This is a genomic window from Pseudomonas sp. JH-2 (genome assembly GCF_036231725.1).
In the GTDB taxonomy this organism is placed as follows: Bacteria; Pseudomonadota; Gammaproteobacteria; order Pseudomonadales; family Pseudomonadaceae; genus Pseudomonas; species Pseudomonas delhiensis.
The window spans coordinates 52297-64407 of record NZ_JAZAQP010000028.1; the positions used below are offsets into that span (position 1 = coordinate 52297).

12 protein-coding genes are annotated in these 12111 nt (G+C 67.5%); 7 read left to right on the top strand and 5 right to left on the bottom strand.

From position 1 onward, the window contains the following. The first annotated feature begins 56 nt into the window (after nucleotides 1–56). Entirely contained in the window at nucleotides 57–680 is a 624-nt protein-coding gene (locus VV867_RS19055) for a 2OG-Fe(II) oxygenase (protein ID WP_109935444.1), read from the top strand. A 3-nt stretch (nucleotides 681–683) separates the two neighbouring features. Here the strand turns inward: VV867_RS19055 and VV867_RS19060 are convergent, their stop codons facing one another. Continuing rightward, nucleotides 684–1241: a DUF6160 family protein gene (locus VV867_RS19060; RefSeq protein ID WP_109935443.1), complete on the bottom strand. Its 558-nt coding sequence runs from the start codon at nucleotides 1239–1241 to the stop codon at nucleotides 684–686. Between the two features lie 192 nt (nucleotides 1242–1433). Here VV867_RS19060 and VV867_RS19065 point away from each other — a divergent pair, with 192 nt between their 5' ends. Together VV867_RS19065 and VV867_RS19070 are read left to right on the top strand one after the other, a co-directional pair. Beyond that, nucleotides 1434–1928 carry a DUF523 domain-containing protein gene (locus tag VV867_RS19065; protein ID WP_275628285.1) on the top strand — a complete coding sequence of 165 codons (495 nt, stop codon included), beginning with the start codon at nucleotides 1434–1436 and terminating at the stop codon, nucleotides 1926–1928. A 161-nt stretch (nucleotides 1929–2089) separates the two neighbouring features. Next, entirely contained in the window at nucleotides 2090–2527 is a 438-nt protein-coding gene (locus VV867_RS19070) for a DUF4399 domain-containing protein (RefSeq protein WP_328567273.1), read from the top strand. Nucleotides 2528–2674: 147 nt separating this feature from the next. On the opposite strand, the gene serA is transcribed toward VV867_RS19070, so the two are convergent. Then, the gene (gene serA, locus VV867_RS19075) at nucleotides 2675–3904 is read right to left on the bottom strand and encodes a phosphoglycerate dehydrogenase (RefSeq protein ID WP_109935441.1); all 1230 of its coding nucleotides are present in this window, start codon (nucleotides 3902–3904) and stop codon (nucleotides 2675–2677) included. Between the two features lie 191 nt (nucleotides 3905–4095). Between serA and VV867_RS19080 the strand changes: the two genes are divergently transcribed. From VV867_RS19080 to VV867_RS19095, 4 genes are all read left to right on the top strand, one after another. After that, the gene (locus tag VV867_RS19080; RefSeq protein ID WP_328567274.1) at nucleotides 4096–5490 is read left to right on the top strand and encodes an FAD-binding oxidoreductase; all 1395 of its coding nucleotides are present in this window, start codon (nucleotides 4096–4098) and stop codon (nucleotides 5488–5490) included. 152 nt (nucleotides 5491–5642) lie between these two features. Further along, nucleotides 5643–6308 carry a fumarylacetoacetate hydrolase family protein gene (locus tag VV867_RS19085; protein WP_089390855.1) on the top strand — a complete coding sequence of 222 codons (666 nt, stop codon included), beginning with the start codon at nucleotides 5643–5645 and terminating at the stop codon, nucleotides 6306–6308. A gap of 82 nt (nucleotides 6309–6390) precedes the next feature. Next, entirely contained in the window at nucleotides 6391–7323 is a 933-nt protein-coding gene (locus tag VV867_RS19090) for an SdiA-regulated domain-containing protein (protein ID WP_109935438.1), read from the top strand. An 82-nt stretch (nucleotides 7324–7405) separates the two neighbouring features. Further along, complete coding sequence (locus VV867_RS19095) at nucleotides 7406–7783, top strand: NirD/YgiW/YdeI family stress tolerance protein (protein WP_275628287.1); 378 nt, start codon at nucleotides 7406–7408, stop codon at nucleotides 7781–7783. A 376-nt stretch (nucleotides 7784–8159) separates the two neighbouring features. Here VV867_RS19095 and VV867_RS19100 read toward each other — a convergent pair whose 3' ends face one another. From VV867_RS19100 to VV867_RS19110, 3 genes are all read right to left on the bottom strand, one after another. Next, nucleotides 8160–9191, bottom strand: a complete 1032-nt coding sequence (locus VV867_RS19100; protein WP_275628288.1) for a histone deacetylase family protein — start codon at nucleotides 9189–9191, stop codon at nucleotides 8160–8162. Between the two features lie 49 nt (nucleotides 9192–9240). Beyond that, complete coding sequence (locus VV867_RS19105) at nucleotides 9241–10605, bottom strand: APC family permease (protein WP_328567291.1); 1365 nt, start codon at nucleotides 10603–10605, stop codon at nucleotides 9241–9243. A gap of 424 nt (nucleotides 10606–11029) precedes the next feature. Further along, a complete protein-coding gene (locus VV867_RS19110) occupies nucleotides 11030–12082 on the bottom strand; it encodes an ABC transporter substrate-binding protein (RefSeq protein ID WP_089390860.1) in 1053 nt (350 codons plus the stop codon). Nucleotides 12083–12111 lie beyond the last annotated feature (29 nt).

Below are 12111 nucleotides of genomic sequence, written 5' to 3' on the forward strand. Positions count from 1 at the left end.
GTCGGCAAGCCCGGCCCCGCTTGTCGAGGCGCTTGTCGCCGGCGTTACAATAGCGCATGAACCCGCATTCCGATTCCTCCCCCCTGCAGAACGCCGTCGACGACCTGGCCGAACGGGGCTGGTCGCTGCAGCGCGACTTCCTGCCCGCGGACCTGGTCGCCGCCCTGGCCACGGAGTGCCGCAAGCGCGCCGCCGCCGGCGAGCTGGCCTCGGCCTCGGTGGGGCGCGGTGCCGGCCAGGCGGTGCGCGAGGGCATCCGCGGCGACCGCATCCAGTGGCTGGAGCCGGGCCAGGCCGTGGCCTGCGATCGCTACCTGGGGCTGATGGACGAGTTGCGTGTGGCGCTCAACCGCGCGCTGTTCCTGGGCCTGGAGGACTTCGAGTGCCACTTCGCCCTGTACCCGCCGGGCGCCTTCTACCAGAAACACCTGGACCGCTTCCGCGACGATGACCGGCGCAGCGTGTCGGCGGTGCTCTACCTCAACGACGGCTGGCTGCCCGAGCATGCCGGCGAGCTGCGCCTGTACTTCGCCGACGGCAGCCACGACGACGTGCCGCCGCTGGGCGGCAGCCTGGTGCTGTTCCTCTCCGGCGAGTTCCCCCACGAGGTGCTGCCGGCCCACCGCGAGCGCCTGTCGCTGACCGGCTGGTTCCGCCGCCGCGGCGATGCCCCGCTCTAGGGCTCAGTGGCCCCAGACGCGGATGGTGCCGCTGATGTCCTGGATGTCGCGGACCTCCAGGCTGCCCAGGCGGCTTTCCCCGACGTAGAGGTCGCCGGCGACGCGCACGCGGATGGTCTGCGCCGGCAGGCCGCCGGCATTGAGCTGCTTGTTGATGGTGGTCAGGTCCGGCAGGGTCAGCGCCAGCTGCTGCTGGCCGTTGCTGCCCTGGACCACGTCGACCTGCAGGGTCGGCAGCTCGACGCCGAAGACCGGCAGGCTCAGGCCCAGTTGCGCGGCGCCCAGGGGCAGCGCGCCGCCGCGGCCGTCCGGGCAGACGGCGGCGCTGGTGCAGCCGTTGTCGATCTTCACGTTGCGCAGCGAGACGCTGCCGCCGTCGTCGACCCAGGCGGCCTTGCCGATGCTGGCCATGACGTCGGCGCGGATGCTCAGGCCGTCCTGGCCGCTGATGCGGCCGAGGTTTTCGTTGTCCAGCGGTTCGAGCGCGGCCTGGCTGGCGCCGGCGGCGCACAGCAGCAGGCCGCCGAGCAGGTGCGGCAGGCTGTCGAGAAACTTGACCATGGTGGCGGTTCCCTCGCGGTGGGCGACATGGCGAGGCAGTCTGCGCGCGATGCGGCCGGCCCGCCATGTCGGCGCGGCAGTTCCAGCCGAAGGATGGGCCCGGCCGCCGTCGGCGGCCCGCCATCGGTTGCCAGGTGACCGGGGCGGATGTGCGGGCTAGTCTGTTGCGATCGAAAAGGGAGCGCTTCGCCCATGCAGAAGATTCTCGTCAGCCGCTGCCTGCTGGGCCACCGGGTGCGCTACGACGGTGGCAGCCACGGCCCCTTCGACCTGCTGGAACGCTGGCAGGCGCAGGGCCGGGTGGTCGCGCTGTGCCCGGAAGTGGCCGGCGGCCTGCCCACGCCGCGGGCGCCGGCGGAGATTCCCGGCGGCCGCGGCGCCCTGGTGCTGGAGGGCCGGGCGCCGGTGGTGACGGTGAACGGCGAGGACGTCACCGGCGCCTTCGTCCGCGGCGCCGAACAGGCCATGGCCCTGGTCGACCGTCACGGCATCCGCCTGGCCATCCTCAAGGCGCGCAGCCCCTCCTGCGGCAACCGCGAGAACTACGACGGCAGTTTCTCCGGCCTGCGCGTGCCCGGCGAAGGCGTCACCGCGGCGGCGCTCAAGCGCATGGGCGTACTGGTGTTCAGCGAAGAGGAGCTGGACGCGGCGGCGGTCTGCCTGGCCGGCCTGGAAGCCGGCGGCTGAGCGCGCTGTGGTAGCCTGAAAGGCGCGGCGTAGAGCCACCCGACAGCCCTTGTAGCACTCTTTCCCTTGAGCCGTCGGCGTGGCGGCCTATGCTGAAGAGTCCCGCTGGAGGCTCGCTTTAGCGTGCCGGGCCTCCCCATCCCGCTCACAAGGAGAACTCCATGAAGCTCACGTTGCCTTGCCTCGGCCTCGCCGGCCTGCTGCTCGCCGCCTCCACCGCCGCGCTGGCGGCCGGCATGCCGCGTACCCCGGCGCCCGAGGGGGCCAAGGTGTATTTTATCGAACCGCAGGACGGCGCCACCGTCGGCCAGACCTTCACCGTCAAGTTCGGCCTGGAAGGCATGGGCGTGGCGCCGGCCGGCGTCGACGCGCCGAGCACCGGGCACCACCACCTGCTGGTCGACCTCAAGGAGCAGCCGGCCATGGACATGCCGCTGCCGATGACCGACAACATCCGCCACTTCGGCAAGGGCCAGACGGAAACCAAGATCACCCTGCCGCCGGGCAAGCACACCCTGCAGCTGCTGCTGGGCGACAAGAACCACGTGCCCTTCGAGCCGAACGTGGAGTCGCAGAAGATCACCGTGATGGTGAAATGAGCCATCGGCTCTCGTAGGAGCGAGCTTGCTCGCGAACCAACCCCGCTGCGGGGTCATGTTCGCGAGCAAGCTCGCTCCTACAAAAGAAGCCGCAGGGCGCAATGAAAAAGGGAGGCCGAGGCCTCCCTTTTTCATTGCCGGCGTGCCTTAGAACAGGACGCGGCTGCGGATGGTGCCGTTGACGTGCTGCAGCTTCTCCAGCGCCAGGTCCGAGTACTCGGCGTCGACGTCGATCACCACGTAGCCGACCTTCTCGTTGGTCTGCAGGTACTGGCCGGAGATGTTGATGCCGTTGTCGGCGAACACCTTGTTGATCTCGCTCATCACGCCCGGGATGTTGGCGTGGATGTGCAGCAGGCGGTGCTTGCCGGGGTGCGACGGCAGGGCCACCTCGGGGAAGTTGACCGAGGACACCGAGGTGCCATTGTCGCTGTACTTGACCAGCTTCTCGGCCACTTCCAGGCCGATGTTGGCCTGGGCCTCGGCGGTGGAGCCGCCGATGTGCGGGGTGAGGATCACGCGGTCCAGGCCACGCAGGGGGCTGGCGAACTCTTCGTCGTTGGACTTGGGCTCGACCGGGAACACGTCGATGGCGGCGCCGATCAGGTGCTCGTCCTTGATAGCGTCGGCCAGGTGGTCCAGCTCGACCACGGTGCCGCGGGCGGCGTTGATCAGGATGCCGCCCTTCTTCATGGCGCGGATTTCCTTCTCGCCGATCATCCACTGGGTGGACGGCAGTTCCGGCACGTGCAGCGAGACGATGTCGCACAGGCCCAGCAGCTCGTGCAGCGAGCCGATCTGCTGCGCGTTGCCCAGCGGCAGCTTGGTCACCACGTCGTAGAAGAACACCTGCATGCCCAGGGCCTCTGCCAGCACCGAGAGCTGGGTGCCGATGGAGCCGTAGCCGACGATGCCCAGCTTCTTGCCGCGGATCTCGAAGGAGTTGGCCGCCGACTTGATCCAGCCGCCGCGGTGGCAGGAAGCGTTCTTCTCGGGGATGCCGCGCAGCAACAGGATGGCCTCGGCCAGCACCAGCTCGGCCACCGAGCGGGTGTTGGAGTAGGGCGCGTTGAACACCGCGATGCCGCGCTCACGGGCGGCGTTCAGGTTGACCTGGTTGGTGCCGATGCAGAAGCAGCCGACGGCGATCAGCTTCTTGGCGCAGTCGAAGACTTCCTCGGTGAGCTGGGTGCGGGAACGGATGCCGATGAAGTGGGCGTCGGCGATCTTTTCCTTCAGCTCGTCGCCGGACAGCGCGGTCTTGAGGTACTCGATGTTGGTGTAGCCGGCGGCCTTGAGGGTATCAACGGCATTCTGGTGCACGCCTTCCAGGAGAAGGAATTTGATCTTGCTCTTGTCGAGAGAAGTCTTGCTCATCTGCTTGAACCTGTAGTCCCGGGATAATGGCTAGAAAATGAACAGCTCTGGCCGAACCGGCCGGTGCCGCAGCTCGGCGCCAGGTGGCGAACTGCGTGGGGTGCGTATGCTAGCATGTTCTCCCTTTTCCTTGTCCGGTTGCGACCTGAGCTGTTCTCAGGACGACCATGAACCATTTGAGAGTTCCTCCGATGACCCGCGAAGCCCTGATCGAATCGCTCAAGCCCCTGCTGGAGCCCGGCAAGCTGCTGACCGATGCCGATTCCCTGGATGCCTATGGCAAGGACTGGACCAAGCATTTCGCCCCGGCGCCGCTGGCCATCGCCTTCCCCAAGAGCATCGAGCAGGTGCAGGCCGTGGTGCGCTGGGCCAACGAGCACAAGGTCGGCCTGGTGCCCTCGGGCGGCCGCACCGGGCTGTCCGCCGCCGCCGTCGCCGCCAACGGCGAGGTGGTGGTGTCGTTCGACTACATGAACAAGATCCTCGACTTCAACGCCTTCGACCGCACCGTGGTGTGCCAGCCGGGCGTGGTGACCAAGCAGCTGCAGCTGTTCGCCGAGGAGCAGGGCCTGTACTACCCGGTGGACTTCGCGTCCTCCGGTTCCAGCCAGATTGGCGGCAACATCGGCACCAATGCCGGCGGGATCAAGGTGATTCGCTACGGCATGACGCGCAACTGGGTGGCCGGCATGAAGGTCGTCACCGGCAAGGGCGACCTGCTGGAGCTGAACAAGGACCTGATCAAGAACGCCACCGGCTACGACCTGCGCCAGCTGTTCATCGGCGCCGAGGGCACCCTGGGCTTCGTGGTCGAGGCCACCATGCGCCTGGAGCGCACGCCGAAGAACCTCACCGCGATGGTCCTGGGTACCCCCGACTTCGACTCGATCATGCCGGTGCTGCACGCCTTCCAGGGCAAGCTCGACCTGACCGCCTTCGAGTTCTTCTCCGACAAGGCCCTGGCCAAGGTCCTGGCCCGCGGCGACGTGCCGGCGGCCTTCGAGACCGACTGCCCGTTCTACGCCCTGCTGGAGTTCGAGGCCAGCACCGAGGAAGTGGCCAACGAGGCCCTGGCCACCTTCGAGCACTGCGTTGAGCAGGGCTGGGTGCTGGACGGCGTGATGAGCCAGAGCGAGCAGCAGCTGCAGAACCTGTGGAAGCTGCGCGAGTACATCTCCGAGACCATCTCGCACTGGACGCCGTACAAGAACGACATCTCCGTCACCGTCAGCAAGGTCCCGGCCTTCCTCAAGGACATCGACGCCATCGTCGAGGCCAACTACCCGGACTTCGAAGTGGTCTGGTTCGGCCACATCGGCGACGGCAACCTGCACCTGAATATCCTCAAGCCCGAGAACCTGTCCAAGGACGAGTTCTTCGCCAAGTGCGCCACCGTCAACAAGTGGGTGTTCGAGACCGTGCAGAAGTACAACGGCTCCATCTCCGCCGAGCACGGCGTGGGCATGACCAAGCGCGACTACCTGGGTTACTCTCGCTCCGAGGCCGAGATCGGCTACATGAAGGCGGTCAAGACGGTGTTCGATCCCAACGGGATCATGAACCCCGGCAAGATCTTCGCCGAGTGAGCTGATCCAGCAGTAGATCCCAGCAGGGCCGGTTCACCGGCCCTTCGCTTGTCTGGGCCGAGGGATTCGGCCGGCAGCGCCCGCGGGAGGCGGGCACCGCGCAGCGTCACGAGCGCCGCGGGGCATCCCATTCATCCGTCCAGGAGTCGGTCATGAGTTACCAGCATCAGTACGTCGACGGCACCCGCATCCACTTCCCGCTGGGCAAGGTGGTCTGCGTCGGGCGCAACTACGCCGAGCACGCCAGGGAGCTGAACAACCCGGTGCCCACCGAGCCGCTGCTGTTCATCAAGCCCGGTTCCTGCACCGTGCCGGTGGAAGGCGGCTTCGTCATCCCCGAGGGCCGTGGCGACGTGCACTACGAGGCGGAGATCGCCGTGCTGATCGGCAAGCCGCTGTCGCGCCAGCCCAGCGCGGAAGAGGTGCTGGACGCCATCTCCGGCTACGCCCCGGCCCTGGACCTGACCCTGCGCGACGTGCAGGCCAAGCTCAAGGAGAAGGGCCTGCCGTGGGAGCTGGCCAAGTCCTTCGACGGCGCCTTCGTGCTGGCGCCCTTCGTCAGCGCCGACCGCTTCCCCGACCCGACCGACATCGGCATCCGCCTGAGCATCGATGGCGAAGTGCGCCAGGACGGCAATAGCCGCGACATGCTCAACCCGATCGTGCCGCTGATCCAGCACATCTGCGGGCACTTCTCGCTGCAGCCGGGCGACGTGGTCTCCACCGGCACGCCGGTGGGCGTGGGCCCGCTCAAGCGCGGCAGCGCGCTGGTGCTGGAACTTCCCGGCGCCAGCCGGTTCGAAAGCCGCGTCCTCTGATCCGTACCCCGCCAAGGGCCGCCCTCCGTGCGGCCTTTGCTTTCTGCGGGGCGTTGCCAAACCCAGACAACAAGAACCCTCGATGACCCAGGTCCGATCCTCCCGTCTTCTGCGCTGGCTGCTGCTGGCATTGCTCTTCGCCGCCGTGGTGCTGGTGGTGCTGGCCAAGCTGTTCCACTGGGACGACCGTGCCCGCCTGTGGTGGCAGGAAGAGAACACCAGCGCGCAGGACCGCGCCGACAGCGTCTGGCTGCCCGGCTATCGCGCGGTGATCCAGGGCAAGCCACTCAAGGGCGGCCTGGAGGGGCAGGAGACCTCCGACCTGGCCTACAACCCGGTGACCCGCACGCTGTTCACCGTGACCGGCAAGAAGCCGCTGCTCGGCGAGCTGTCGCTGGACGGCGAGGTGCTGCGGGTGATCCCGCTGCTGGGCCTGGAGAACCCCGAGGGGGTGGCGGTGCTGCCCAACGGCAACGTCGCGGTGACCGACGAGCGGCAGAACTCCCTGACCATCTTCCACCTCGACCCGCAGACCCACGAGCTGAGCACCGCCAAGCTGGCCAGCTTCGACCTGGGCAACCTCGGGGAGAAGAGCAACAAGGGCTTCGAGGGCATCGCCTGGGACCCGGCGCAGAAGCGCCTGCTGCTGGGCCGCGAGCGCGACCCCATGACCCTCTTCAGCTGGGCCAGCGACGGCAGCCCGGGGCTGACCGGCAGCATGCAGCCGCTGCCCAGCGAACAGCTGTACATGCGCAACGTCTCGGCGCTCAGCGTCGACCCGCGCACCGGCCACACCCTGGTGCTGTCGGCGGAATCGCACCTGCTGCTGGAGCTGGACGAGAAGGGCGAGCCGGTCAGCTTCATCAGCCTGCTGGGCGGGCTCAACGGCCTGCACGACAAGATCCCGCGCGCCGAGGGCGTGGCCATCGACGAGCAGGGCACCATCTACATGGTCAGCGAGCCGGAGCTGTTCTACGTGTTCCGCAAGCTCAAGGACGACGGCAAGGGCGGTTAAGCCTGGATTAAGCGCGGATTCAGGCTGGTTTCAGCAGGCTTGGCTAATCTGGCTTCAACGAAAACAGCCAGGAGGCTACTTCATGAAATCCATCCGTCTTCCCCTGATCGCCGCCATCGCCCTGTTCTCTGGTGCCACCTTCGCCGCCGGCGGCTACACCGGCCCGGGCAGCGACGCCGCCAAGCCGGCCGCGAGCGGCCCGGTGAACACCGTGAAGACCGCCCAGGCCGCCGCCGACGACACCCCGGCGGTACTCGAGGGCGTGATCACCAAGCGCCTGCACGGCGAGCACTACGAGTTCAAGGACGCCACCGGCAGCATGCAGGTGGAGATCGACCACGACGACTGGCCGCAGGGCGTGGACATCTCCGACAAGACCAAGGTGCGCCTGACTGGCGAGGTCGACCACGAGCGCAAGGGCGTGGAGATCGATGTAGATCGCGTGGACGTTCTGCAGTAACGAGATGCATATGAAAAGGCCGCGCCGGGAGTGATCCTGGCGCGGCCTTTTTGCATTCGGCTTTTCGTAGGAGCGAGCTTGCTCGCGAACGGTGCTTGCTCGGGACTTTGGGTGTTGGGCTGTAGAGCGCCCTCTCCCTAACCCTCGGCTGCGCGCCCCGCCCTGAAGGGAGAGGGGACCGTTGGGCAGGGTCGGATGTTCTGGAGTCAGCCGGCAGCTCTGCAGTTTCCGGCTAAAGCCATGCTCCTCTCGGCACGGACTAGCCCCCTCTCCCTTCAGGGAGAGGGCTGGGGAGAGGGAGCGGAGTCAACCTGGCGCGCCAGGGCCGCCGGGAGACGCGGTTCGCGAGCAAGCTCGCTCCTACAGGGAATGGCGATCAACCAACGCTCTCGAACCCCTGCAACACATTCACCGCATTGATCCCGATCTCCTCCACCGCATACCCGCCCTCCATGACGAACAGCGTCGGCAGGCCCAGCCTCCCGATGACCTCCCCCATGCGCAGGTAGTCCGGCGAGTCCAGCTTGAACTGCGAGATGGGGTCTTCCTTGAAGGTGTCCACGCCCAGGGAGACGATCAGCACTTCCGGCCCGTAGGCGGCTATCTGGCGGATCGCCGCCTGCAGCGCCAGGCTCCAGACCGACCAGTCGCTGCCCGAGGCCAGCGGGTAGTTGAAGTTGAAGCCTTCGCCCACGCCCAGGCCCTTCTCGTCGGCGTAGCCGAGGAAGTAGGGGTACTCGAAGCGCGGGTCGCCGTGGATCGAGGTGAAGAGCACGTCGGCGCGGTCGTAGAAGATGTCCTGGGTGCCGTTGCCGTGGTGGTAGTCCACGTCGAGGACGGCCACCCGAGCCGCGCCCTGGTCGAGGATGGCCTGGGCGGCGATGGCGGCATTGTTCAGGAAGCAGTAGCCGCCCATGTAGTCGGCCGAGGCGTGGTGGCCCGGCGGGCGGCACAGGCTGAACACCGAGCGGGCGCCCTTGGCCAGTTCGGCCTGGCCGGTCAGGGCCACGTTCGCCGAGCTGGTGATGGCCTGCCAGGTGCCGGCGGTGATGGGCGCGCCGGCGTCGAAGCTGTAGTAGCCCAGGCGCCCGTCGATGCTGTCGGGCTCCTTCTGCCGCAGGCGCCGGGTCGGCCAGGCGATGGGCAGCATGTCGTGGCTGCGGCCGGTGGCCAGCCAGTCGCGCCAGGCGTGCTGGAGGAAGTTGACGAAGCCCTCGGTGTGGATGCGCCGGATCGGCTCCAGGCCGAAGTCGCGCGGGGCCTGGATTTCGCCCAGGCCCACGGCCTTGACGCGGTCCAGGACCATGTCGGCGCGGCTGGGCTTCTCGAAGCAGGGCGTGAACTGGCCGCCGATCAGCTCATGCTGGCCGTGGTGCAAGCGATGGTCGTCGGTGTAGATCGTCAGCATCTTGCGCTCCAGTGGGCGCCCGGCGGCGCCCGGTTGGGTCCGTGGGGTGTCAGGCGTTTTCCTCGAAGTTCACGCTCGGCGCCTTGCGGCGGAAGCCGCCGGTGTGCAGCGCCAGGTAGACGAAGCCGACGGCGAACCAGCTCAGGCCGACGATCAGCGTCAGCTGCGACAGGCTGGTCCACAGCCAGAGGGTCAGGCACAGGCCGACGAAGGGCACCAGGCCGTAGCGCAGCAGGTCGGCCGGCGTGCGGCGGCCTTCGACGCCCAGGTAGGTGCGGATCACCGCCAGGTTGACCACCGAGAAGGCCACCAGGGCGCCGAAGCTGATCATCGAGGCCAGGGTGGTCAGGTCCAGCACCAGGGCCAGCAGGGAGATGGCCGAGACCACCAGGATCGCCACCACCGGCGTCTGGAAGCGCGCGTGCAGGGTGCCGAACAGGCTGCGCGGGAGGATGCCGTCGCGGCCCATGGTGAAGAGGATGCGCGACACCGAGGCCTGGGAGGCCAGCGCCGAGCCGATGCAGCCGGCGATGTAGGCGGCGGTGAAGAAGTTGCCGAGGAACTGGCCGCCGGCCTTGAGCATCACCTCGTTGGCCGCCGAGTCGGCGTTCTGGAACACGCTGCCGGGGAACACCAGCTGGCTGATGATCGCCAGCAGGGTGAACATCAGGCCGGCCAGCACCGTGGTGATGATGATCGCCCGCGGGATGTCGCGGCGCGCGTCACGGGTTTCCTCGGCCATGGTGGAGACCGCGTCGAAGCCCAGGAACGACAGGCACAGCACCGCGGCGCCGGCCATCAGCGGGGCGAAGCCGGGCTTGCTGCCGTCGCCGACGAAGGGTGCGGCCAGGTCCAGGGCCGGGGCGCCGGCCAGGCTCTTCAGCGACATGCCGACGAACACCACGATGAACACCAGCTGGGCGCCGACGATGGCGTTGCTCATGCCGGCCACCTGGCTGATGCCCACCACGTTGAGCACGGTGACCAGGGCGATGGAGGCGACCACGAAGATCCACGCCGGGATTTCCGGGAAGGCGATGTTCATGAACAGGCCGATGAGCAGGTAGTTGATCATCGGCAGGAACAGGTAGTCGAGCAGCAGCGACCAGCCGGACAGGAAGCCCACCGCCGGGCCGAAGCTCAGGCTGGTGTAGGAGTAGGCGGAGCCGGCGATCGGGTACTTGCGCACCATGAAGCTGTAGGAGGCGGCGGTGAACAGCATCGCCAGCAGGGTGATCAGGTAGGCGCTGGCGGTGCGCCCGCCGGTCATCTCGGTGACCACGCCGTAGGTGGTGAACATGGTCAGCGGGACCATGTAGACCAGGCCGAAGAAGACCAGGGCGGGCAGCCCCAGGATGCGTTTGAGGCGGGCGTCCGCCTGGGCTTGGGGGGCGTTGCCGGTGCTGGCGCTCATGCGGGCGCCTTGTTCGATGGCCATCGATGTTTCCTCGCGAATTCTTGTCGTTGTTGCGCTGGCGCGGGGCGCCGCTGGCGGCCGCGCGGACGGAGCGGGGCGGTCAGCCGCAGCGCTGCCGGCGGGCGGAACGGGCGAGGAAGGGGTGGGCGCGGTGACGGCCGCGAACCGGGGTGGAGCAAGGGCTGTTCATGAGCGTTCTCGGGGCATTGTTCTTGTGGATGCTCGCTGGCGGCGCTCCCTGGATGCCGCCGCATGCTGCGGCGGCGGTCGCGGCCCTGGCGGCCATTCCCTGGGCGAGTACCCGGACTTTAGGCCGCCGCGCCGCCCCGCAGAACCCTGTAAAGGGTCAAAAAGGGATCGAAGTGGCCAAACTGACTGTCAGCCCTGCGGCGGGCGCCCGTCCCGCCGCAGGACCCACCGGTCATTTCTTCAGCTTGGTCCAGACCTTGGCGCGCAGCGCCAGGGACTTCGGCGAGCACAGCTGGAACGGCTTCAGGCGGTCGATCTTGTCTTCCGGGGTGTTGATCGCCGGGTCGTCGAACAGCTCCTTGTCCATGAACTTCTCGGAGCCGGTGATGGCGTTGTTGTACTTGGCGAAGTTGGAGGCGGCGGCGATGTTCTCCGGCTGCATCATCCAGTTGAGGAAGACGTGGGCTTCCTTGATGTTGGTGGCGTCCTTGGGGATGGCCAGGTTGTCGATGAACAGGCGCACGCCTTCCTTCGGATAGACGTAGACCAGGCTGGCGCGCTGGGCGTGGGCGCGGTGGAAGGCGCCGTTCCACTGCTGGTGCATGTACACCTCGCCGGCGGCCATGCGCTCGATGGTGCCGTCGCTGTTGTACATCGCCAGCAGCGGCTTCTGCTTCAGCAGCAGGTCGAGGACCTTCTCGGCCTGTTTCGGGTCCTCGGTGCACTCGTCCACGCCGAGGTAGTAGGTCGCCGGGGCCCACAGCTCCTCGATGGAGTTGAGCGCCACCACCTTGCCCTTGAACGCCTCCGGCGGCTCGAAGAACGGCTTCCAGCTCTCGTCGAACTTGCCGCCCGGGGCCTTGGCGCTGTCGTAGCTGTAGCCGGTGCTGCCCCACAGGTAGGGCACGGTGTAGTCGTGGCCGGGGTCGTAGGAGAGGGTCTTGAACTTGTCCTTGAGGTTGGCCAGGTTCGGCAGCTGCGACTTGTCCAGTTTCTGCAGCAGGCCTTCCTTGACGAAGATCTCGATGAAGCTGTCCGAGGGCACCACCACGTCGTAGGCGCCGCCGCCGGCCTTGAGCTTGGCCAGCAGAGTCTCGTTGCTGTCGTAGGAGTCGAGGGTGGCGTGGATGCCGGTGTCCTTCTCGAACTTCTTCAGCAGCTCCGGCGGGAAGTAGTCCGACCAGTTGGCGAAGTGCAGGGTGCCGTCGGCGTGAGCCTGGCTGGCCAGGGTCAGGCCCGCCAGGGCGGCGGCCTTGAGGGCCAGGGGAAGGCGGCGGATGGTCATCGGTGAAGCTCCTGTGCGAATGGTTTTTA